Below are 23,792 nucleotides of genomic sequence, written 5' to 3'. Positions count from 1 at the left end.
AGCGGCAACACGCCGAGACGCAGCCCTCAGCCGAAGGCGCCCCCGGCGCGCAGCGCGCCGATGTCCTCCCACGAGTAGCCGTGCTCGAGCAGCACCTCCTCAGTGTGCTGACCGAGCTCCGGCGCGACAGCGCCGGGCTCGAGCGGCGTCTCCGACATGCGGATCGGGGTGCCGATCACCGCACGGCTGCCATCGGGGTGCTCCACCCGTCGCAGGTAGCCGTTCTCGTACATCGATTCGTCGGCCACGATCGTCTCGTAGTCGCGTACCAGCCCGTAGCGGACGCCGGCCCCCTCCAGCGTCGCCTCCCACTCGGCGATGGTCCTGGTGGGGAATACCTCGTCGATGATGGCGACCAGTTCAGCTCGGGCCTCGGCGCTCAGCATCAGGGCCATGAACCGCTCGTCGTCGGCGAGGTCGGGCCGGTCGAGCACCCGGGCGAACTCGGGCCATCCCGGTCCGGTGCCGCTGAGCAGGTGGATCCAGCCGTCGGCCGCCTCGACGGTGTGGAGCAGGGTGGGGATGATGGCGTGTCCCGAGTGGGTCCGCTCGGGGTTGCGGCCGGTCAGCAGGGTGTAGGTGATCTCGGACGCCTGCGCGTAGATGGTGCTGCCGACGAGCGACACGTCGACCCGTTGGCCCCTGCCGGTCTTCTCACGATGCAGCAGCGCCGCGAGGATGCCGGCGACCATGTTTTGGCAGCCGACGTGGTCGGAGACGACCGCCCCGTTGATGATGGGAGGACCGCCGTCGATGCGGGTGCCGAACATGAGCCCGCCTTCGGCCTGCCCGGTCATGTCGGCCCCTTCGCGGGTCGACTTGGGCCCGATGGGCCCGAAGCTCGAACCGGTGGCGTACACGAGCTGGGGGTTGATCGCCGACAGGTGCTCATAGGACAGGCCCCAGGCCTCCATCGTCCCGGGCACGAAGTTGTGGATCAGCACATCGGTGCTCTGCACCAGCCGCTCGAGGGTGCTCTTGCCGCCCGGGGTGCGCAGGTCGAGGGTGACCGACCGCTTCCCCCGGTTGCAGGCCTCGTAGTACGGGCTTCGCAGATCGTCAGGCGAATTGGGGATGACCCGTCCCAGGTCTCCCATGCCCGGCAGCTCGATCTTGATGACCGACGCTCCCATGTCGTGCAGCGTTGCCGCTGCCTGCGGGCCCTGCACCAGCACGGCCAGATCAAGCACGCGGTAACCGTCAAGCGCTCCCATCGCCGGATGGTAACCCCCGCCCGGGGGTGGCAGCCCTTCGATGTGTCAGGATTCAGCCCAACAAGAAGCTCTCGTCGAGAGGCACAGCCATGAGCGAGCCGATGCCAACCCAGAAGTCCCAGGAGCTGTACGAGCGAGCCAAGGCCGTCGTTCCCAAGGGCGTCTACGGCCACTACGGCCCGGCGGTCATCGAGGACGGCCCGGTCTTCTTCTCGTCGGCAGAAGGCGCCCGCTTCACCGACGTGGACGGCAACTCCTATATCGACTGGATGTGCGCGTACGGCCCGAACATCCTGGGCTACAACCACCCGACAGTGGAAGAGGCGGCCGCCAAACAGGCAGCCGACGGCAGCACGGTGAGCCTCGCTGCGCCGGTCATGGTCGAACTGGCCGAAGAGCTCGTCGACATGGTGGACGGGGCCGACTGGGCGCTGTTCGGCAAGAACGGCGCCGACGCGACCGGGCTGGCCGTGATGGTTGCGCGCGCCGCGACGGGCCGGCGCTGCATCCTGAAGATCGAGGGCGGCTACCACGGCTCGACGCCGTGGATGCAGGCGCCGGGCAACAAGGGCACGATTGCGGAAGATCAGGCCTTCGTCATCGAGGTGCCGTGGAACGACGTCGCAGCAGTGCAGGCGGCCATCGCTGCCCACCCGGGCGACATCGCCTGCTTCATCTCCTCGCCGTACCACCACCCGGTGTTCGCCGACAACGAGCTGCCAGCGGAGGGCTACTGGGCAGCGGTGGAGTCGGCCTGCCGCGACGCCGGAATCGTGGTGATCTTGGACGAAGTCCGCAGCGGGTTCCGGATCGACCTGGCGGGCGCGCATGTCGCATACGGGTTCACACCCGATCTGATGTGCTTCGGCAAGGCGATCGGCAACGGGCATCCCCTCGCCGCGCTCGCCGGCAGTGACGCCCTGAAGGAAGCCGCCGCTGAGACCTTCTTCACCGGCACGCAGTTCTTCAATGCTGCGCCGATGGCGGCTGGGCTTGCCACGCTGCGGGAACTGCGCGCTGCGGATGCCGCCAATGCGGCAACCGAGATCGGCACCCGTCTCGGCGAGGCGTTGGGAGATGTGGCAGCAGCTCATGGGCACGAACTGCGGGTGAGCGGTGTGCCCGCCATGCCGTACCTGCGTGTCGTCAGCGAGGGCGGCTCGAAGTTCCACGCCCGCTGGGTGGCCGAGTGCATCCGCCGAGGCGCCTACCTGCTCAGCTACCACAACAACTTCGTGTGCACGGCCCACACCGACGACGACATCAACCGCACCTGCGACATCGCCGACGCCGCCTTCACTGCGCTGTCCTAAAGCCGAAATCGCGCTGTTCCTGAACGACCGGAACGGCGGCTCCAGCAGGCAAACGACACAGCTCACCGACCTTTCGCGGCCGGGTGAGTGGTTGCGGCCATTGCATGGTTGCGCCGATCTAATCGTTACAACTATCATGTGTATGCTGCAGCAAAACATGAGCCAAAGTGACCATGTGAGCAGCGTGAATCGGGGGGGTTCCGATGTCGATGCGCAGTTTGTTGGACGTGGGTTTGAGGGTTGCCCGGCCCGCCCGGTCGCAGGGGGCGGAGGGGTCCCGAGCGGCATGGCCGCGGCGGTTGGCCGCTTCAGCGGCTGTGCTCGCGGTGTTCGCGGCCGGCGTAGCGCCAGTTGCGGCCAGCAGCGGTTCTGTTCCGGCAATCCCGCCGCGCCCGAGCGCGGTTGCGTCGGTGGTGGACGGAGCGTTCGAGGTGACCCTGTCGTGGTCTGATCCGGGCGACCCGTCGATCACCGGCTATCAGATTCTGCGCCGAGACCCGAGCGTGGATGCGGCCGGGCAGTTCCACATCATCGAGGACGACACCGCCCGCGCCGACACCAGCTACGTCGACGACACCGTGGTGGCAGAGCGCACCTATGTGTACCGGATACAGGCACGCAACGACCACGGACTGAGCGTCCGGTCGCGTTACCGGCGCATCGATGTGCCCGCCCTGCCGCCTCAGGCCGAGCCCACCCCGACGACGCCCCCGGAGCTCAAAGCCACATTGCGACAACTCCCGCCGAGCTCGTCGTCGGCGACCGATCAGGAGTGCCGAGACAAGATGGACACCGGCGTGGCCGTCAAGTGCAGCAGTGGGTCGTACTCGGTCACCACCTACGGCCACGACGGCGTCGTGTGGGTGGACTTCGAGGAATGGGTCAACACCCAAACCGGCATCTTGAACTGGTCGGTGGTCATCAACACCTACACCTTCCGCAACAACTGGCGAGACGCCGTCACCGGCATCGAAGTGCCGACCGAAGGCGAGCACGAGAACAGCCTCTCGACCAGGTACACGTACCCGGGGCAGGACAGCTGCGCCCCAGTCGTTGGTGCTGTGAACAATCAGGGAGAGGTCACGCGTTGGGATTGGCGGTGCGTCCAGCCATCGGGCGTGGTGCTCGACAGCACAGAATCCGTCAACGCCTATCCCTCCGCTTCGGCGCCCGTCGGCCCGCCCCCGGCGGCCCGCGACATCCAAGCGACGCTGATGCAGGCACCCACTGGATCGCCCAGCGGTCCAGGCGACACGCTCACCCAAGCGCAGCTCGACAACACCGTCGAGGCCACCGCCACCGAGCACACGATCAAGATCGTGTTCCTCCAGTACCTGCGCGACGACAACACTTTCGGAGTCATCGGCCTCACCACCATCAGCCACTACTAACCCGCACAGGGGCCCCAGAGCCTGCTCAGATGACTCCATGACCCTCACCATCACGAGCGAGGCGGACACCTGGCGTCGAAACACCGCAGCGGGGCGCTGGTACGGGTTGGGTCGGTATTACGCGATGTTCCCGCGTGGCTTCCTCCACGACGTCATCAGCCACCTCACCAGCCCGAATGATCTGGTACTCGATCCCTTCTGCGGGCGAGGAAACGCTCCCTTTGTTGCGACTGTCCTGGGTCGTCGGGCTCTCGCGGTCGACATCAATCCCATCGCGTGGCTGTACACGGCTGCCAAACAAGAACCCGCGCCCGACGTCGACGACGTAACGGCGCGCCTCGACGAACTTGCCAGGAGCCAGCGCCCCACCGATCAGCGCTCGCGGCATCGCTTCGAGACGATGGCATGGGCACCTCAGGTGCGGGGCCTGCTTCGGGCGGCCCGCCGCGACTTGCAATGGAGGACCTCCGTTGTCGACCGCACGCTCATGGCCTTCGTCGCCCTCCACATGCAGGACAAACTCGGCAGCGGATTGTCAAACTCCCTCTCGCCGACCATCGCGCTCTCTCCCGAATACTCCGTCGAATGGTGGACTGAAGCCGACATGGCACGGCCGCCCGATGTCGACCCTGTCGCGGTGCTCAAGGACAAGATCCGCCGCCGCTACAAGTACGGCATCCCTGCCCAAGCAACCAGCGAGGTACTCCTCGGCGATTCGCGCGCCGAACTCCCACGACAGCCTGCCGGCGAGGCCATGCTCCTGGTCACGTCACCTCCCTACTGCGGCGTCACCGACTACTGGAATGACCACTGGCTGCGTCTCTGGCTCCTCGGGCACCAATTTGGCCAGGATTGGAAGAGAACCTCGAAGTTCTCCCACCAGATGGCCTACAGGGAACTCATCACATCTGTCTTTCGGGAGTCCGACAGGATCCTCCGCGACGAAGCCACGATCTTGGTTCGCAGCGACCAGCGACGCAGGACTGCTGATCTCTGCATAGCCGCAATCAGAGACGTCTGGCCCGATCGGCAGCTGCTCCAGTTGCCGACAAGTGCCGCCCTCGCTGGCACCTCCAACGGCCACGGCCGGGGCGGCACCAAGTCCAGAGAGATTGACTTCCTTCTCCCTGGCGCAGGCGCAGACAGCTGGGCGCGCAGCAGAGGATTCCGTCGCGTAGAGGCATCAGGCTGATTGCTCTGCCCTATCTGCGATGCTGGTTCGCCGATGCTCAGCAAGGAGTCTCATGAAGTTCGGTTTCACCGTGCCCAACAATTTTGGTGTCGACGACCCTGCTGACGTCGTCGGCTTGGCGGTCCGAGCCGAGGAACTCGGCTTCGACTCGGTGTGGGTCAACCATCACGTCCTCAACGTCGGCTACGTGTGGGACCGTCTCGGCGAGCGTCCATATCACGATGCGCTCGTGACGCTGACGTGGATGGCCGCCCGCACCTCCCGGGTGCGGCTGGGCACGAGCGTGCTGGTGATGCCGTACCTGCACCCGATGGTGCTGGCCAAAGAACTGGCGACGCTCGACCGCCTGAGCGGCGGTCGTCTGGTAGTCGGCTTAGGCGTCGGCAGCCTGCCCGAGGAGAACGAGCTGCTGGGCGTGGGCTACGACGACCGGGGTGCGCTCAGCAACGAGTTCATCGAGGTGCTGAACCTGCTCTGGACTCAATCGAGCGCCGATTTCGCCGGTGAGCACTATTCGTTCACCGGCGCGGTCAGTTCTCCCAAGCCGCTGCAGCAGCCCCGCCCGCCGATCCTCATCGGCGGCAACCGCCCGCCGGCGCTGCGCCGGGTGGGCCAGCTCGGCGACGGCTGGCATCCGATGATGCTGACTCCCGAGAGCGTCGCGAAACGCCTGCCGGTCATCCGCGAGGCCGCTGAAGCCGCAGGCCGGCCCGGCGTTCCCTCTGAGGTCTCGGTACGTCTCGGTGCCGACACGCTCACGCCGGCGCTGGCCGCCGAGTACGCGGCAGTCGGTGTCGACGAGCTGGTGATCTCGTGGAACAGCGGCGACGTCGCTGTGATCAGCGATGGGCTCGCTGCTTTCGCCGCAGAGCACGGCATCGGCACCCCGCGCCAGCGCCGCACAGCAGCAGCCACCTGACCTGTCGCTTCTCCCACAGCGCTTGCGGGCGACTCAGGGGTCGAGCTAAGTGCCCTCTCTGAGAGTCAGGCCAAACGGATGCCCGGGATTGCCGGCCAGGTACAGCCACCGCAGCTTGGGAAGGCTGTTGAACATCTCCTCCGACGCCGAGGTGAGTTTGTTGTCTCGTAGATCGAGCTGGCCGAGGTTGATCAAATCAGCGAATGCGCCCTCAGGTAGGTCCGTGAGGTCGTTCCCTCGCAACTTAAGAGTGGCCAGTCCGATCATGCCGGCGAACAGATCCTCGGGCAGCTCGGTCAGGCTGTTGTGGTCCAGCTTCAGCCAGTTCAACCAGATCTTCCCGTCGGTCCAGGCCATGCCGTCGAACAGGTCTTCGGGCAGCTCCGTCAAACTGTTGTGGCTCAGGTCCAGCTCGCGCAGGTACGACAGTCCGTCGAACAGATCCTCGGGCAACTCAGCCAGTTCATTGCCGTGTACATCGAGCGAATACAACTTGGACAAGCCGTCGAACAAGTCCTCGGGCAGCGCTGTCAGGCTGTTGTAGCTCATTCCCAGCGAATACAAGCTGGAGAGTCCCTCGAACAGATCTTCGGGCAACTCAGTCAGCTCATTGCTGCCTATGCGCAGCTTCTCAAGCCTGGACAATCCGGCGAACAGATCCTCGGGTAACTCAGTCAGCTCATTGCCGCTGATGCGCAATTCCTCAAGTCTGGACAAGCCGGCGAACAGATCCTCGGGCAGGTCCGTGAGGTCGTTGCCCTCCAGTCTCAGCTCTTGCAGGTTCGAGAGACCGTTGAACACGTCGACGGGCAGCGCGATCAAGCTGTGTCCGGACAGGTTGAGCTTTTCCAGATTGGTATAGCCACTGAACGTGTCCGGCGGCAGTTCGGTCAGGCTGTACCCGTGCGCGAAGCGATGTTGCTTGGAGAGGTTGAGCTCGCGAACGCTCGACTTGTTGCTGATCTCAGTGACGGCCAGCAGGGGCGACACGGGAGTGTCGCCCAGCAGGAGACGTACGAGGCTGGACAAGCCGGCGAACGTGCCTTCGGGCACGTTGGTCAAGACGCAATTGTGAGACAGGTCCAGCGCGTGAAGGCTGGTAAGCCCGTCGAACACGTCCGCCGGCAACGTGGTCATGCGGTTGCCTTTCAGGCTGAGCTCTTCCAGGTTGGACAGCCCGTCGAAGATGTCCGCTGGCAATGCCGTCAAGCCAGGGTGCAACGGCTCTTCCAGATCGGGCAACCGCTCTTCAAGCTCGGGCAGCCTGCGGACGATGCCCGCTCGCATTGCTCTCAGCCGGGCATCCAAGCTGCAGGTGGACCACGACGGGTACACCCACAGCTCCAAGAATCGCAGGTTGGCCAAGCCTTCGAATACGGCTTCGGGCAGTGTGGTGAATCTGTTCTCGTGCAGGTCGAGTTCTTCCAGGCTGGACAGCCCGTCGAAGACCTCCTCCGGCAATGCGGTCAAGCCGTTGCCGAACAGCTCCAGCTTCTTCAAGCTTGACAAGCCGTCAAAGACATCTGCTGGCAATGTGGTCAAGGAACGATTGTCCCCAACTGTGAACCCATCATTGGATCGTTGTTCACTCAAGTACAGAACCTGCAAGCTGGACAGACCGTCGAACACGTCCTCGGGCAGTGCCACCAGACCGTTGAGACCTAGCTCGAGGCGCTGCAGCTGTGTCAGGCCGTCGAACACATCCTCGGGCAGATCGGTGAGGAGGTTGCCGTCCAAATCCAATACTTCCAAGTTGGACAACCCGCTGAACACATCTTCGCTGAGTTCGGTCAGGCTGTTGTCGTGCAACTCCAGACTTGTCAGGCTGGTAAGGCCATCGAATATGCCCGACGGCAGTGCAGTCAGCCCACGGCCCCTAGAGAACCAGTTTCGAGCATTGGCGGATAGGTCCAGCTTCTCCAGGTTGGTCAAACTGTCGAAAGCGCCAGCGGGCAAGGTAGACAGGTTCTCGAGTTCCAAGTCCAGCTTGCGCAGGTTCTGCAGACGGTCAAAGATGCCCTCGGGCAGTGCGGAAATGCGATAGTTACCGCTGAGATCCAGTTCCCGCAGACTGGACAGGTCGTCGAAGATGCCTGCCGGCAGTGAAGCCAACCCATAGCTCTTACCGATGTACCCGGGGTGACTCGGGCTGGGCACACTCAGGTTCAGCCGCACCAGTCTTGACAAGCCCTCGAAATCACCGGACTTCAAGTTCATGGTCGCCACTGCTCCACCAGCTCCGCTGATGCTGATGGATCTCACGTTGGACAAATCTTCTGCGGAAATCTCACCGCACTCTTTGTCGCCGCCGACCTTTTCCACCAAGATGTCACGCACCGTCGGCGTGCGGTCGCACACCGAGACCGAGAGTTCGGGCAGGGACACCGTGACCGCGCGACCGGTGAAGCTGGGCAGGTGGTCGCCGCCGCTGGCCCGCTGCAGCGACGCGTCGGCCCGGTGGGCGTAGTCGACAGTGAGGGCTTGTCCAAGCCTGAGTTCTGATGCCATCTCCAGCGTGACCACCGCTCCGCTGACCGACACGCCGCTGACGGTTGCGGCAGTCTCGGACATCGCGGCCGCCTGAGGACCGTCGTCACCGCCGCTGACGGCGTTGACCGAGAACTGATCCGCCGCAGGGGTGCCCTTCACCGCTTGGTCGAACGTCAACTCGATGGCCTGCGGGCTTGCGACGGCACTCTTCAAGACCGGTTGGCTATCCCAGTCGGTGACGAAGTACCCATACACCGAGGCCGAAAGCCCGCCCGGGTCAGTCGCGGTCAGGGTCACGGTGGTGATCAGCGGGTCCGCAAGCGTCGCGGCGGCTTTCCAGACCTCACTCGTGTCGGGCTGGGCCCGGAACCACACGCGGTCAAATAGCCCTGTCTGCCAGCGGGGATCGGGGTGGGCTCGTCGACGCTCTTCGTCGACGGTGAGCTCGAACAACTCAGCCATCTGGCTGTCGCCGCCGGTAATGGAGGCGGTGTAGGTCAGCTTGTCGCCGTCAGGGTCGGAGAACACGCCGTGGAACGGCTTGCTGACCAATACTCCTAGGGGGGCGTTGTTCCACCCCCAGTGAGTCTGGGGGTTACTCAGCGACGGCGCTGTGGTGGGCATCGCTGCATAGGGCGCGTCGTGCTGCTCGGCCAACCAGGGTTGGGAGAAGCTCTGGGTGTCGACCACCACCGGGGCCTGGTTGCCCGCTAGCTGCCAGTCGACCTTGTGATTGGGGTCGTGGCTGAGGCCTGTATGCGTCAGGTCGGCGTCGGTCTGCGATGCGGCTGAGCGGATGGTGCCGTTGTTGAGTTCGAGAGTGTCAGCGAGCACGGCGATGCCCCGGGAGGAGAAGTTGGGCTCCACCACCGTGTGGGTGAACGTGATCTCCGTGCTGCCGCTGCCGTTCTCATAGACCGCCCATTTCTCGCCCCACGCAGCCGGATCCATGTCGATTTCCAGCCGCGGCGCGCCAGTCACCGTGACCGCCTCGCTGAAGAACATCGATACCCGGATCGACTCGTCCAATGCATACGTGGCGTCAGCGCCCGCATCCGAGGAAATCGCCACACCGGTCACCGACGGCGCCTGCGGCGACAGCCGCCAGTCCACCTTGTGGGCCGCGTCATGACCGAGCCCTGCGTGTGACAGCACCGCGCCAGCCAGCGACGACTGCGAGAGGACCTCGCCGTTGTTGAGTTCCAGGCTGTCAGCGAGCACGGCGATGCCTTGGGAGGAGAAGTTGGGCTCCACCACCGTGTGGGTGAAGGTGATCTCCGCTGTGCCGCTGCCGCTCCCATAGAACGCCCACTTCTCGCCCCACGCCGCGGGATCCATGTCGATCTTCAGCCGCACCGGGCCAGCCACCCTGACTGCTTCGCTGAAGGTCACTGTCACATGGATTGTCTCGCCCAATGCGTAGGTGTCATCGCCGCCGGCATCGGAAGTGACCGCCACCGATGCCACCTCGGGACGGGTGCTTTGCGCCTGTGCCGGCGAGGCCGCCAGCGGCAGCGCCGCGAGGCCAGTCAGCGCTGCGACAAGCGCCGACCCCGCCCTGCGGATCAGTGCGAGCGAGGGTCTCGTCGACCGATCAGGGGGGGGGGGGGGGTCGAAGACGCGCAGCGGTGAATCCGCTGAACCGGGCGTGAGCGCATGAGCAGTCTCCTCGAGGGGTGGCTGAAGCCCCAGCATGCCACACGACCTCAGCTGTTACATGCTGAAAAGAGCCATCGTCAGCTCGCACGTGAGCGAATGCTCATATCCCGTCCGGGGTCGGGATCGCCGATGAGATGGACACCGCCTCGTTCACCAAGCTCGGGGGCACTGAATCTCAGCTGCTGGCTGTCGAGTTCGGCGCGGACTCCCGCCCAGCGGTGCCGCTCGACGTGGCTACTTGGTGCGGAACGAGTCGCGCATCTGGTTCACGTCGTAGCCGCCGTGCGCCACACCGTCGGTCGCGTACTCATAGAGCGCTGTCTTGAAGTAGAGCCCCAAGGCACTGACGACCACGGTGACGGCGAGCACGCCTGCCACGCCCACCACGATGCCGATGACGGTGCCCACGCCAGGCACCAGGGTGGCGATCAGGACGGCAACAATGACGATCGGCAGCGACAACACAAAGCTGAGCAACCCGAACCCGGCTTGAGAGATCAGATTCTCGCCCCATGTGCGCCGCACCAAGGACATGGACTGCTTGACACCGGCGAATGACCGGTAGTCGTCGATGATGATGGCTGGCACCACGAGGTAGGTGGCGACGCCCCACGCGGCTTCTGCGAGGAACGTGAGCATCTGGCCCAGCCAGCCCATGCGCTCCCGCAGGAAGCGCAGCAGCAGGCCGACCGTCATGGTGATCAGCGCCCAGCCGAGCAGGCTGGGCAGCCGCGTCGCAGCCTTGCTCATAGCACTGCGCACGGTGGGGTCGCCGCCGGTCATGCGCTCGTGTGCTCCGGCTACCAGCGCACCCTCGAAGAAGATCACCGATGCTGTTACCACGAACGCGAACACAAGCCCGAGCACCGCTGCGCTGCCGCCGAGGCCCTCGGTACCCCCATCGGCGTCGAAGCTGCCGGTCACGAAGCCGACCACGGCCGCCGCAGCCACGATGGCGAGGATCGTCAGCATGCTGAGGACCGGCAGCCACAGCAGCTCGCGGTCCTGCTTCAGCAGCGACCACGAGGTCTTCGTCAGCCGCCAAGTGTTGGCGAATCGACCCATCTCGATACTCCTCGCTCGTCAGTTCCCAGTGTGCGCTGAGCGTACCGAAGCGCTGTGACAGCGACGGCCGGCCTCGGGCGCCCGCAGGGCGGATAGACGACTTCAGCGAGCCCCACTCGCCGGCTCTGGTGCGCGCCCGGCACCGGCCGGCGTGCGAATCACCATCGCCACCGAGAACAGCACGACGGCACCGCCCAGGAACTGCATGGGCGTGACCGGCTCAGCATGGATAAGCCACGCAGTTCCCACCGCCACGATGTGCATTGCGAGGACGTACAGCGAGGATCGGGCCACCTCGATGTGACCGTGGCACCAAGTCATCAGCACATGGCCGAACACCCCGGTGACGAAGGCCACGATCACAATCCACAGCCAATCCAGCCCGCCGAACTCGAAGAACTGCCTCGGCGTCACCATCAGCAGCGTCGGCGGGATGGCCGCCACGAACGACCAGAAGTTGATTCCTGCCATCCACTCGATCGGATCCACATCGGTCGCCGCTCTGGCCATCCGGGTCAGGACGAAATAGACGGTAAAGGTGAGCACCGACATTGCGGTGAGGAACAGCCCGAACCCGCTTGCACGGAACTCGCCGCCAGCACCCATGATCACGCCTACAGCGCCCGCCACTCCGATCAGCGTGAAGACGATCTGGCGAACGCTCACCCGGTCGCCGAAGATCGGACCCACGAGCGCCAGCAGCATGGCCGGCTGCAAGGCCATCATCACCGACATCACCGAGATCGTGACTTCCTGCACCGCAGCGAAGACAAAGACCATGTTGATGCCGAAGGACAGGCCCGGCAGCGCCGTCTGGGTGAACACCCGCCGCGACAGCCAGCGACCTCGCAGCGCCAGCACCAAGAGCAGGAACGGCGTGGACATGCCGAATCGGATGAAGGCGCTCACCATTGCCGGCGCAGTGAGCAGCTTGGAGATCGGCGGCCCGAGACCCCACGAGACGACCACGAGGCCCATGACCAGCAGCGGCAGGGCACCGCCGGCGGTCCGCACCGTTGTGGCGCCCGTTGCGGAGCTCGCCGTCGAGCCTTTGGCCGGTGCGCGCCCCACAACCCCCGCAGCGCCGTTGAGCGGCGCTTCGACGCCGCCCGCCCGGTCGATGGCCGGGGCGACATGAAAGACGGCGCCGGACGGCACGGCCGGTCCGCTGTCGCTCGCCGCAGCCGGCTGGCCCGCACCCCTCACTAGAGCGAGGCTACGACGATCGGGCGGGGCAATACCCTGCCAGCCTGAGAACGCCCCGCTCGGGCGGAGGGAGAAACCATGAACGACGACAGCAGCGCCGGAGCCGAGGTCAGCCTGCCGCCCCAGTGGTCATCGGACCTCAGTGGGCAGACGGCATTCGTGACCGGCACCACATCGGGCTTGGGCCGCCGTTTCGCCACCGTGCTGGCTGCGTGCGGGGCCAGCGTGGCCATCTGCGGGCGGCGCGTGGAGCGGCTGAATGCGCTGGCCGCCGAGCTCGAATCTGACGGCGCCACCGTGCTGCCCATCCCACTCGACGTGACCGACACCGAAGCGCTGTTCGAGGCCGTCGCCACCGCCGAATCCCAACTCGGGACCGTGCAGATCCTGGTGAACAACGCCGGCAAGCCCGACGCCCGCCTGGCACTCAAGATGGACCCGGCCTTCGTCGACGAGATGATCGCCACCAATCTCACGTCGCTATTCCACCTGTCATGCGAGGTCGCACGCCGCCTGATCGCCGCCGAGCTGCCCGGCCGGATCGTCAACATCTCCTCCGGAGCCGCGTTCAGGGCACCGCTGGGCACCTCGATGTATGCCATCACCAAGAGCTCTGTCGTGCGGATGAGCGAGGTGCTAGCCCAGGAGTTCGCCCGCTACCACATCAACGTCAACACCATCGCCCCGGGGGCTTTCGAGAGCGAGATGATGGACGGAATGCTCGAGCGCATGGGTGACTTCACCCAGATGTTCCCCCGCCGCCGCCTCGGCAAGCCCTCACAGCTCGACTCGACGCTGCTGTACCTCGTGTCGCCGCTGTCGGACTTCGTGTCGGGCACCTGCATCACCGTGGACGACGCACAGGGAGCCGACTGACGTTGTGAACGCCTCCGGCGGCGCCACGAGCGCCAGCGACTGCACCGACGCCGACGCCACGAGCGCCGGCGTTGCCGACCTCGATGCGGCGGTCGAGCACTGGCAGGAGCACGGCTGGGTGCTGGTGGACGGGCTGGTTCCGACCGCCGACATCGACCATGCGGTCGAAGAGCTCTGGGATCTCTACCCGCGTCCCGAGGAGTTCCACGGCGGCGACCCGGCTCATCGCGAGCGGTTTGTCGGCACCAGCTTCAATCAAGGACACAGATTCCCCAAGGCCGACGACGAGGGTCCCGCGTTCCGCTCGAAGCAGTTTCTGGGGCACATCCTGTTCCCGTACAAGTCGCCACGGCTGAACCGGCTGCAGGTTCACCCCAGCGTCATCGGCTTCGCCCGCCGGGCGATGGGAACGGCCGACATACGCATCTACCAGGCCCGCATCTGGGGCAAGTACACCGGCGTCACCAACTACGAGCAGCCCTTCCACCAGGACCGCAACCACAACGTGGTGCCCGACCGCCTCGAGCCCGGCTGGTGGAACCTGGAGGGATTCCTGTATCTCAGCGACGTCGAGGACGATGTGGCGCCGACCGAGATCGCCGGCGGCCCAGGCGATCCCACGCTGCCCTATGAGGGGCCGCCCGACGGCGAGCGGATCTCGGCTGCCGGAAGGCGCGGCAGCTACCTGGCGTACCGGCCCGACGTGTGGCACCGCGGTGTCAACCTGACCCGGCCGGGCGGCAGCCGGTTCCTCATGAGCGCCTCGTTCAAGCCCGGCGGCGCCGACTGGATCGGCTACGACAACGTGCAGCCAGTCTCGACGGCCCGGCCGTGGTCGTCATTCGCTGCGACCTGCACACCCGACGAGCTGGCGCTGTTCGGTGCCCCACTCCCCGGTCACCCCTACTGGACCGCTGAGCTGGTGGACGCCCTCGAGCGCCGCTACCCCGGCATCGACGCCGCCCCCTGGCGCGACGCGCTGAGCTGACAGCCCTGCCGCACTGGTGAGGCAGGAAGGCGAGCACGGCCGCGCAGTAGCGTCGGCGGCCATGAGCTTTTTCGGACCTGATCACTTCGAGACCATCACCGACGGTCTGATTTTCCCCGAGGGCCCGGTGGTGCTGCCTGACGGTTCGGTCGCCGTCGTCGAGATCGGGCGGGGCACCATCACCCGCGTCGACGTGAGCGACGGCCGCAAGGACATCTTGGCCACCCCGGGCGGCGGGCCGAACGGCGCCGCTCTGGGCCCCGACGGGGCGCTGTACGTGTGCAACAACGGCGGCTTCGAGTGGATCACCGTGCGGGGACGCACCGTTCCCGGCGAGGTGGCATCCGACTACACCACCGGCCGCATCGAGCGCATCGACCTCGAGACAGGCGAGGTGGACATCTTGTACGCCGATGTGAACGGCGTGTCGCTCAAGGGACCGAACGACATCATGTTCGACTCCACCGGCGGCTTCTGGTTCACCGATCATGGCAAGACCCGCACCCGGGACCGGGACCGCGGCGGCCTCTACTACGCCAAAGCCGACGGCAGCCACATCGAAGAGATCGCCTTCCCGATGGACGGGCCGAACGGCGTCGGCATCTCGCCGGAGGAAGACCGGGTGTACGTGGCTGAGACGTTCCAGGGCGCCATGTTTGCTTTCGACCTCGAAGCGCCCGGCAAGGTGGCCGCCGGGGTGCCGGCCCGGGGCTGGTTCCTGGCCCGGCCGGCCGGCCGCAAGTACTTCGACTCGCTGGCGATGGACGCCGAGGGCAACGTGAGCGTGGCCACCATTCTCACTGGGGGCATCAGCACGTTCACCCGCGACGGCGAGGAGCTGGAGTTCGCTCCCACCGACGACTCGGCCACCACCAACATCTGCTTCGGCGGCGACGACATGCGCACGGCGTATGTCACCCTGTCGGGCACCGGCCGCCTCGCCGTCGGCGAGTGGCCCCGCCCCGGCCTGAGGCTGCCCTTCTAGCGCCGAGCCTCTCCCTGGCTGAACACGGTTCATCCAAGCAGGACATCCCCGCTGATCGTCCCGAATCGGCCGTTCAGTACCATCGAATTGACAGCCTTCGCAGCAGCCCTCGAAGGGACTCATGCCCGTCAATAAGCAGAGCGGCAAACGACAGGGTGGCTACCCCACCATCAAGGACATCTCGGAGCACGCCGGTGTCTCGAAATCGCTGGTGTCGCGCGCCCTGCGCGGCGAGGGTCACGTTCGCGACAGCACACGTCAGCGCATTCTGGAGTCGGCCGCTGAACTGGGCTACCGGGCGCACGCCGGCGCTCGGTCGCTCGCGGGCTTGAGCAGCGGGACCATCGGGTTTGTCATCACCGGGCTCTTCGATGCGTTCTGGGGCGAGGTCATGTTCGCCGTGGACCAGGAAGTCAGCCGGCGCGGCATGCGAACGCTGTACCTGTCGAGCCCGCCCGACGTGCGCGGCGAGCGCGAGGTGATCGAACGGATGCTCGAGTACCGGGTGGACGGCCTCGCACTGGGGCTGCTAGGTCAGCGTGATGCAGCCGAACTCGAGGAATACGCGGATGTCCTGCCGGTCTTGGCGTTGATGTACGACCTTCGTTCCGATCGATTCGACACGCTCGTCACCGATGATGAAGCGGCCATGGCGTCGGTGGTCCATCACCTGGCCGAGCTGGGTCACAGCGACATCGCCCTCATCGGCGATGCCGAGATGCCGAACGTGGCCGCACGCACCCGCGGCTACACGAATGAAATGGAGCGGCGGGGATGCTCCCAGCACGTCTCGTTCGAGCCGGCCGGTTTCCTGCAATCGGACGGGTACGAGGCGGCGGACAAGCTGTTGCGGCGTTCGAGGCGACCGACGGCCATCGCCTGCGTCAACGATGCCCAAGCGCGTGGCGCTGTGCTCGCTGCGGTCGACGCCGGCCTGGACGTGCCCGGTGACATCAGCATCACGGGCTTCGATGACTCGCTGTATGCCGTCGCAGGCGTGCCCAGATTGACCACGGTGAGGCTGCCTCGTGCCGACATCGGCCAGACGGCGGTCAGCATGCTCGCCGATCGCATGAACGGGCGGGACACCGCGCTGGTGTCGGTGATGCACGCTGAGCTGGTCGTGCGGGACTCGAGCGGCCCTGTCCGCTAGGCCCTGCGAGCGCCGTCTGCGGCATGATCAGGCAACTGCAGGTCGCCCGCTCACGACGAGAACTCCGACACGCTGACTGGGTGTCCCTCGCAGGCGGAACGGGTGGCCGCCAGCGCGATTGCCAAGCATGCCCGGCCGTCTTCCAGCGTCACGGGCGGCGGCTCGCCCGCGAGCACCTCGACGAAGGCGGCCCACTCCGCACGGTACGACTCGGCATACCGCTCAGTGAAGAACCACGGCATCGGCGCAGAGGCTGTTCCTGCTGGGCCGGAACGAACGGCGCCATGGACGGTCAAGTTCTGCGATGCCATCGCACCGGTGCTGCCGAAGGCCTCGACCCGCTGGTCGTAGCCGTAGACCGCCTGCCGGCTGTTGTCTATGGTCGTGATGGTTCCGTCGGCGTGAGTCAGCACCGCCACAGCGGTGTCCCAATCGCCCAGCTCGCCGATCGCCGGATCGATGCGCACCGCACCGGCGGCGTACACCTCCGCGACCTCAGCGCCGGTCACGAAGCGCGCCATGTCGAAATCGTGGATCATCATGTCGGCGAAGATGCCGCCCGAGCCGGCGACATAGTCGTGCGGTGGGGGTGCCGGATCGCGGCTCGTGATCCGAACTATGTGGAGCTCGCCGAGCTCGCCCCCGTGCGCGGCGGCGGCCACGGCGCGGTGCGATGGATCGAAGCGACGATTGAAGCCCAGTTGCACGGAGGTGCCGGCGGCAGCGACCGCCGAGATGGCGCGTTCGGCCTCGGCCAGATCCAGCGAGACGGGCTTCTCGCAGAAGGCAGGCAGCCCGGATGCTGCTGCTTCGGTGATCAAGTCGACATGCGTAGCCGTCGGTGAGCAGATGGCGACGGCATCGATGTCGGATCGGGCCATCAGCGCCGTCGGGCTGTCGGCAACCGGCACCTCCAGCTCTGCGGCAAGCGACGCCGATGCTGCCGGAACGGCATCGCAGACGGCGGCAAGGCGGAGGCCGTCAATGCCGGCCACGTGGCGCGCATGCAGTCGGCCGATCCGGCCGCAGCCGATGAGCCCGATGCCCGCAGTCACCGGCCTCGCCGTTGAGCAGCCATTGCCTCGGCCATGGCGGCGGCCGCCTCGCTGATCTCCGCTCGGTCGCTGGTTTCGGGCACGCCCACTTGCCACGCCGCGCCGCCTTCGGTCCACGAGGTGGGGTGCGTGGCGAGCACGATCACATACGTGCGCTCGGAGGCGTTCGCCCGCTGCAGGGCCGCCTCGAGCTCTGCAATGGTGGCAACGACTTCCGACGCGCAGCCCATCGATGCTGCGTGCGCAGCGAAGTCGACGTGGAGCGGCTCTGAACTGCCTCGGTCTGTGGCTCCCGATGAGGTCTGGGTCATCGTGTCGGCGAGGAAGTTGTTGAACGACTCGCCGCCTTGAGCTCGCTGCAGCCGATTGATGACCGCGAAGCCGCCGTTGTCGCACACCACGACGGTGATCGGGTGACCGCTCAGCACCGAGCTGTACAGGTCGGAGTTCATCATCAGGTACGAACCGTCTCCCACGAGAGCGACAACATCCCGTTCGGGCAGTGCCTGCTTCGCGCCCCACGCGCCGGAGATCTCGTATCCCATCGTCGAGTAGCCGTACTCGCAGTCGAAGGAGTGCTCGACGTCGCTGCGCCAGCCGTTCACGGTCTCGCCGGGCAGACCGCCGGCCGCCGTGACGACGTAGGTCCGCTCATCAGCCGCTCGTGACACCGCCCCTACTACCTGCGCATAGGTCGGCAGTGCTGCCCGCGAGTCGTCGGCCTCCGGTGCGGCGAGCTTGTCGATGTAGGCGTGATACTGCGCTGTCTCTGTCTCGGCACGCGCCGTCCAGTCGTCGGGCGCCCGGTAGTCGCCGATGGCTGCTCCCAGTTCGGCGAGCCCTTCTCGTGCATCGGCGACCAGGGGCAGGCTGCTGTGCTTGGTCGCATCGAATCGTGCCGTGTTCAGCCCGATGAACGCAGAGGCGTGGTCGAATACCGTCCACGAGCCGGTGGCGAAATCGCCCAGGCGCGTGCCGACCGCAACGATCACATCGGCAGCTCCGGCCATCGCGTTCGCGGAGACGCAGCCCGTCACGCCGATCGGACCGCAAGCAAGGGGATGGCTGGACGGGAAGCTGGTGCGGCCGGCCACAGTCTCGACGACCGGGATGCCGTGACGCTCGGCGAAGCCGCGCAGCTCAGCCTCGGCCATCGACCAGCGCACACCGCCGCCGCTGATGACCAGCGGACGCTTCGCTGCCGCCAGCGCCGCTGCCGCCGTGGCCAGTTCGCGCCGGTCGGGGCGCGGGCGCCGTACCCGGTGCACGACCGGTTCGAAGAAGCGTTCCGGGAAGGAATAGGTCTGTGCCTGGGTGTCCTGCGGCAAGCCGATGAACGCCGGACCGCAGTCAGCCGGATCGAGCATCGTCGCGACGGCGTTCGGCAGGCTCTGCAGAACCTGCTGCGGCGTGGTGAGCCTGTCCCAGAAGCGGACCACGGGACGGAACGCATCGTTGACCGTCGTGGACGGATCCCCGAAGTGCTCCACCTGCTGCAGCACAGGGTCAGGAAGGCGATGGCTGAACGTGTCTCCCGACAGCAGCAGCAGCGGCATCCGGTTCGCATGCGCCACCGCTGCGGCAGTGACCATGTTGGTGGCACCAGGGCCGATCGAGCTGGTGGCCGCCATGATCCGGCGTCGGCGCATGGCCCGTGCAAAGCCGACGCCTGCCAGCGCCATGCCCTGCTCGTTCTGCCCGCGCCAAGTCGGCAGTTCATGGCGGGCGCGGTGCAGTTCCGGCCCGAGACAGGTCACATTGCCGTGGCCGAAGATCGCATACACGCCGCCGAACAGCGGCACCGACTCGCCATCGCCTGTGCCGCCGGCGACAAGCTCGCGGGCAGCATCAGCGTCGAGATCGTCGAGCGCGATGCGCTGTGCCGCGAGAAAGCGGACGGTCGCACCGGCGGTTGTCAGCTTGAGGTCAGCCATCGCGAAGCTCCCTGAATCGCGAGTCGATCCGCTGGAGGCACCTCACCGGCGCGTCACACCTGCCGGATCGTGCGGTGCGAGCTCGTCCACGTTGCCCGTCGTGAGCGGGACCACGTCTTCCCAGGCACCGCTCACCCAGCTCCGCAGCAATGCCGCCTGCACGCTGACATACGCCACCGCCTCGGCGAAGCCCGCGCAGTGCGGACGCCCGGCGCTGACGGCTGAGAGGTATTGGTGATCCTCGAGAGCAACCAGATCCTCGAACCCGATGGCGTTGGCATCGCCGGGAACGAAAGCGCTGTGCCCGGGGTGCCGTTCGCCGGCCCGGACCGTCGTGTAGCCGCGCTCGGACGTGCTGCCGGCCTTCGGAGCCAGGTACAGACCGAGCTCGTTCATCGTCTCCAGGTTCCAGCTGGCGGCGCCCTCCGTGCCATAGACGTCGAACGCCATCTGGCTCTCGGGCCCCACCATCGTGCGGCTGACCTCGAATGTGCCACGCGAGCCGTTGGCAAAGACGGCAAGAGCCCCGAAGTAGTCCTCGTTGGTGACCGGGCCTGCCGGATCGCCCTGACGCCCCCGGGCGTAGTGGCTTGCGCCCGGCTGGGCGATCGGCCGCTCGGCGATGATGGTGGCCCCGCTGCCGACCACCTTGGCGATGGGACCATTCAGCATCATGGCCAAGTCGATGGCATGGCTCAGAATGTCGCTCGAGACGCCATGGCCCGCTTGATCGAGCTCGAAGCGCCACGACAGCAGACCCAGCGGATCGGCGCCGAACATGGAGAAGAAGCGACCCCGGTAGTTCGTGATCGACCCGAGGGCACCGCTGTCGATGAGGGTCTTGGCGTGCTGCACGAGCGGCGCGAAGCGGTAGTTGTAGCCGACTCCGGTGATGGCACCAGCCGAGGTGGCCGCCTCGAAGCAGCGAACCGTCTGTGCTGGCGTGCCGCCGACCGGTTTCTCGCAGAACACGTGCTTGCCGGCGGCGGCTGCAGCCGTGACGATCTCTTCGTGCAGCATGTTCGGCGTGGTGACGTACACGACATCCACATCCGGCCGGTCCACCGCTGCTCGCCAGTCGCCGGTGGTGTGGCCGAAGCCGAAGCCCTCCACGGCCGTGGTGCGCCGCTCGTCCACCGTGTCGGCGCACACCACGAGCTCAGGTGCGTAGCTGCGCTCGTCGAACAGGCTCGGGATACGCATAACCGAGCGCGCGTGCGCCTGGCCCATCCAGCCGAAGCCCACCACGGCAATGCCCAAACGCCGTCGCATCGGCCGGCTCAGTGTGTCGCCAGCTCGTGCTGCAGCGCTTCGAGCTCCGCTCCGCCGGCCATCATCTGAGTGAGCTCGGCCTGCGAGATGTCTTCCTTGGCGAAGTTGCCCATGGAATGACCGCGATTGAGGATCACGAAGCGATCGCCGACCGGGTAGGCGTGGTTGGGATTGTGCGTGATGAATATGACCGCGAGTCCGCGATCTCGCGCCTCCACGATGCGGCGCAGGACGACTCCGGACTGCTTCACGCCGAGCGCTGAGGTGGGCTCGTCGAGGATGAGCACACGGGCGCCGAAGTAGCTGGCTCGTGCGATCGCCACCGATTGGCGCTCACCGCCGGACAGCGTGCCGACCGGCTGCTCGGTGTCGCGGATGTCGATGCCCATCTCGGCGAGCTGCTCTTTGGCGATCTGCTTGGCCTTCTCGATGTCGATCTGGCGAAACGGCCCGAAGCCCCTAGTGGGTTCGGCACCGAGGAAAAAATTCCGCCACACCGACATCAGCGGCACCATGGCCAAGTCTTGGTAAACGGTGGCGATGCCGGCTGCGAGGGCGGCGCGGGGCGAGGAGAACGTGACCTCCTCGCCTTCGAGCAACAGCTGGCCCTCGTCGTGCTGATGCACGCCGGCGAGGATCTTGATGAAGGTCGACTTGCCGGCGCCGTTGTCGCCGAGCACGCACGTCACCTCGCCGGGGTTGACCGTGGTGGACACCCCGGTGAGAGCGATGATGTTGCCGTAGAACTTCGAGATGCCGCGGAGCTCGATCAGTGAGTCGCTCATGACTCGCCTCCGACCGGCGCTGCATCGTCGGCCGACTCCGCCGGCACGGGCGGGTCAGGCCCGTCTGCGTCTTCGTCGTCGGGGTCGCCGCGCGCCGACTGCGACCGCTCCGCCCGCTGGCGGACATAGTTGTTCACGATGACGGCAACCACCAGCAGGCCGCCGAGCACGAGGAAGCGCCAGTCGGTGTTCCAGCGTGCGAAGCCGATGCCCTGGCTGATCATCCCCCAGATGAGTGCGCCGATCCCCGCGCCGATCGCCGAGCCGTAGCCGCCGGTCAGCAGGTTGCCGCCCACGACCGCCACGATGATGTAGCGGAATTCGTTGCCGTCGCCGACGTTGGCCTGCACCGAGTTGAGGCGGAATGCGATGAGCATTCCCGCGACCCAGGCACAGACCGACACCAGCATGAACAGCGTCGTCTTGGTGCGGGCGGCCGGGACGCCCACCGACCGGGCGGCGTCCTTGTTGCCGCCGACGGCGAAAGTCCAGCTGCCGAAGCGTGTCTTTGCCAGCACCCACGCTCCGGCTGCGGCGAACAGCAGGTAGAAGAGCACCGAGACCCGGAACCGGGTGACCGCCTGGGTCGCCTCTTCCTCCAGGGTGGTGATGAACATCAGCTTGACCGCGAGCGCCAAGCCTGCGGCCGTCAGGCCGACCGTCACGAGGGGCCGGCCCATCCCTTCGTCGCTGCTGAACAGCAACCGGTAGAAGGTGCCGACCGCGAAGATGCCCAGCGCTATCGCGCCGCCCTTGGCAGCACCGGTTGAGAGCGCGTAGAGCAGGCCGTCGCCGTCGATCAGCTCGATCACTGCGAACACGACCGCAGCAGCCCCGCCGGCAGTCAGCGCGACGCGAGGCCACATCCCCATCTGCGGCACCGGCACCGCCGTGGTGCGACGCTGCGCAAGAGCCCGGGCCACCGCGGTTGCCGCAAGCGCGAGCGCGATCAGCAGCAACACCGAGAATAGCTCGACACGCAACTTGCGCGACGCAGACTCGGCCTGCACCACGAATGCGGCAACGGCGACGATGACTGCGGTGGCCATCGGCAGCCACAACGACACGTCAGCTCGCGCCGTCACCAGCATCAAAGCGATGACGCCGGCCAGTGCGAGACCGACGAACAGCAATGCCCGAGCAGCCTGGATGGTCATCATGAAGCTGATGGCGGGCAGCAGGGCCACGACGACGCCGATGACCGGAGCGCTCGAGCGGACGTGGCCGGTTGCGGCCAGCGCGGCCAGCACGCCGGTGGCGGCGATGCCGATGGCGAAGATCACACGCCCGAGGCCGCCGCCGAGGAAGCCGAGCTGATCGGCGTTGGTCGCATCCATGACGAGTGCCAGCACGACAGCGACCACCACGGCACCGATGCCGATGCCGACCATCCGCAGAGCGCGGCTGTCGAGAACACCGCCGTGGCGCTGCACCGGTTCGTAGCGGGATCTGCACCATGTCGCGACGCCTGCCAGCGTCCCGATGGTGATGACTGCCCCCCACAACCAATTCGATGCCGTGCCGTCGGTCGTCAAGAGCATGACGAAGCCGAACAGCGGCGCCGCAACAGCACCGGCGAACGCACCGGGCGACGCCCACGACGGCGGCTCGGCCCGTCGCGTGTAGCTCATCTCGAGCAGCCCCAGCAGCAAAGCGACGCCGGCCAGCATGAGCAGCCCTGCCCACGCCCAGTCGCGGCCGTCCCAGATGTGCTGGTTGCGGATCCACTCCGCGCCGAAGATGTCGTCCCAGAAGGCGTAGCCCTGCGCCTCGTCGAGCCCCTCGACGATGACCTTGTTGGTGAACAGCTTGCCGAAGCCGAGCTTGGCACCGATGAGGATGAAGAACGTGCCCAGCGTCACGATGAAGCTGGGCAGCGATGTGCGTTCGACCAGCGTGCCGTTGAACCAGCCGATCGCCAGCGCGAAGCACAGCGACAGCGGGACGGCGAGATGCAGGCTGAATCCCGCACCGCCGAGCTCGCCCACCTCGCGGCTCATCAGGATGACGAAGATGGCGGTGGCGCCCGTCATCGCGCCCGACGACAGGTCGAACTCGCCGCCGATCATCAGCAACGCCACCGGCACCGCCATGATGCCGAGCAGTGCCGCTACATCGAGGAAGTTGGCTGTGCCCCCGGCGGTGCCGAAGGCTTCCGAAGTCAGCCAGAACAGCAGCCACACGCCGGCGAGGCCCAGCAGCGCACCTATCTCAGGACGGGTGAGCAGCTGTTGGATGGGCCCGCGATACGCGAGCCGTTCATCGGCCCCGCCGGCGGTGAAGGCCGCCACGGGG

General features: G+C 66.4%; 17 protein-coding genes. 8 read left to right on the top strand and 9 right to left on the bottom strand.

From position 1 onward, the window contains the following. Window positions 1-26: 26 nt before the first annotated feature. Window positions 27-1,214 carry a CaiB/BaiF CoA transferase family protein gene (locus tag ACOGXE_RS13240; RefSeq protein WP_419931377.1) on the bottom strand — a complete coding sequence of 396 codons (1,188 nt, stop codon included), beginning with the start codon at window positions 1,212-1,214 and terminating at the stop codon, window positions 27-29. Between the two features lie 89 nt (window positions 1,215-1,303). Between ACOGXE_RS13240 and ACOGXE_RS13235 the strand changes: the two genes are divergently transcribed. The 4 genes from ACOGXE_RS13235 to ACOGXE_RS13220 all read left to right on the top strand — a co-directional run bounded on the left by ACOGXE_RS13235 (window position 1,304) and on the right by ACOGXE_RS13220 (window position 6,029). Continuing rightward, entirely contained in the window at window positions 1,304-2,527 is a 1,224-nt protein-coding gene (locus tag ACOGXE_RS13235) for an aminotransferase class III-fold pyridoxal phosphate-dependent enzyme (RefSeq protein ID WP_419931376.1), read from the top strand. Between the two features lie 410 nt (window positions 2,528-2,937). Next, window positions 2,938-3,918, top strand: a complete 981-nt coding sequence (locus ACOGXE_RS13230) for a hypothetical protein (protein WP_419931375.1) — start codon at window positions 2,938-2,940, stop codon at window positions 3,916-3,918. A gap of 37 nt (window positions 3,919-3,955) precedes the next feature. Next, on the top strand, window positions 3,956-5,110 hold the full coding sequence (locus ACOGXE_RS13225) for a DNA methyltransferase (RefSeq protein ID WP_419931374.1): 1,155 nt from the start codon (window positions 3,956-3,958) through the stop codon (window positions 5,108-5,110). 52 nt (window positions 5,111-5,162) lie between these two features. After that, a complete protein-coding gene (locus tag ACOGXE_RS13220) occupies window positions 5,163-6,029 on the top strand; it encodes an LLM class F420-dependent oxidoreductase (RefSeq protein WP_419931373.1) in 867 nt (288 codons plus the stop codon). A gap of 45 nt (window positions 6,030-6,074) precedes the next feature. Here the strand turns inward: ACOGXE_RS13220 and ACOGXE_RS13215 are convergent, their stop codons facing one another. From ACOGXE_RS13215 to ACOGXE_RS13205, 3 genes are all read right to left on the bottom strand, one after another. After that, window positions 6,075-9,740, bottom strand: a complete 3,666-nt coding sequence (locus ACOGXE_RS13215; protein ID WP_419931372.1) for a leucine-rich repeat domain-containing protein — start codon at window positions 9,738-9,740, stop codon at window positions 6,075-6,077. Between the two features lie 672 nt (window positions 9,741-10,412). Next, window positions 10,413-11,243, bottom strand: coding sequence for a DUF6159 family protein (locus tag ACOGXE_RS13210; protein WP_419931371.1), 831 nt, complete (start codon window positions 11,241-11,243; stop codon window positions 10,413-10,415). A 102-nt stretch (window positions 11,244-11,345) separates the two neighbouring features. After that, on the bottom strand, window positions 11,346-12,449 hold the full coding sequence (locus ACOGXE_RS13205; RefSeq protein ID WP_419864178.1) for a DMT family transporter: 1,104 nt from the start codon (window positions 12,447-12,449) through the stop codon (window positions 11,346-11,348). Between the two features lie 78 nt (window positions 12,450-12,527). Between ACOGXE_RS13205 and ACOGXE_RS13200 the strand changes: the two genes are divergently transcribed. From ACOGXE_RS13200 to ACOGXE_RS13185, 4 genes are all read left to right on the top strand, one after another. Beyond that, entirely contained in the window at window positions 12,528-13,325 is a 798-nt protein-coding gene (locus tag ACOGXE_RS13200; protein ID WP_419864177.1) for an SDR family NAD(P)-dependent oxidoreductase, read from the top strand. 4 nt (window positions 13,326-13,329) lie between these two features. Next, window positions 13,330-14,313, top strand: a complete 984-nt coding sequence (locus ACOGXE_RS13195) for a hypothetical protein (protein WP_419931370.1) — start codon at window positions 13,330-13,332, stop codon at window positions 14,311-14,313. Window positions 14,314-14,374: 61 nt separating this feature from the next. Beyond that, a complete protein-coding gene (locus ACOGXE_RS13190; protein WP_419931369.1) occupies window positions 14,375-15,298 on the top strand; it encodes an SMP-30/gluconolactonase/LRE family protein in 924 nt (307 codons plus the stop codon). Between the two features lie 121 nt (window positions 15,299-15,419). Next, window positions 15,420-16,451 (top strand): LacI family DNA-binding transcriptional regulator, encoded by a 1,032-nt coding sequence (locus ACOGXE_RS13185; protein WP_419931368.1) that lies wholly within the window; start codon window positions 15,420-15,422, stop codon window positions 16,449-16,451. Window positions 16,452-16,501: 50 nt separating this feature from the next. Here ACOGXE_RS13185 and iolG read toward each other — a convergent pair whose 3' ends face one another. The 5 genes from iolG to ACOGXE_RS13160 are packed head-to-tail and all read right to left on the bottom strand — an operon-like array spanning window position 16,502 to window position 23,788. Then, the gene (gene iolG, locus ACOGXE_RS13180) at window positions 16,502-17,506 is read right to left on the bottom strand and encodes an inositol 2-dehydrogenase (protein WP_419931367.1); all 1,005 of its coding nucleotides are present in this window, start codon (window positions 17,504-17,506) and stop codon (window positions 16,502-16,504) included. Beyond that, window positions 17,503-19,440, bottom strand: coding sequence for a 3D-(3,5/4)-trihydroxycyclohexane-1,2-dione acylhydrolase (decyclizing) (gene iolD / locus ACOGXE_RS13175; protein WP_419931366.1), 1,938 nt, complete (start codon window positions 19,438-19,440; stop codon window positions 17,503-17,505). The genes iolG and iolD overlap by 4 nt, the downstream gene beginning before the upstream one ends. Window positions 19,441-19,482: 42 nt before the next feature. Then, window positions 19,483-20,712 carry a Gfo/Idh/MocA family protein gene (locus ACOGXE_RS13170; RefSeq protein WP_419931365.1) on the bottom strand — a complete coding sequence of 410 codons (1,230 nt, stop codon included), beginning with the start codon at window positions 20,710-20,712 and terminating at the stop codon, window positions 19,483-19,485. Window positions 20,713-20,720: 8 nt separating this feature from the next. Then, window positions 20,721-21,497, bottom strand: coding sequence for an ATP-binding cassette domain-containing protein (locus ACOGXE_RS13165; RefSeq protein WP_419931364.1), 777 nt, complete (start codon window positions 21,495-21,497; stop codon window positions 20,721-20,723). Further along, a complete protein-coding gene (locus ACOGXE_RS13160) occupies window positions 21,494-23,788 on the bottom strand; it encodes an ABC transporter permease subunit (protein ID WP_419931363.1) in 2,295 nt (764 codons plus the stop codon). The genes ACOGXE_RS13165 and ACOGXE_RS13160 overlap by 4 nt, the downstream gene beginning before the upstream one ends. Window positions 23,789-23,792: the final 4 nt, after the last annotated feature.

The organism is Candidatus Poriferisodalis sp., from assembly GCF_965208555.1.
Classification (GTDB): Bacteria; Actinomycetota; Acidimicrobiia; order Acidimicrobiales; family Poriferisodalaceae; genus Poriferisodalis.
The sequence above is the reverse complement of the archived record's forward strand: the minus strand, read 5'-3'. Positions and strand labels throughout refer to the sequence as shown.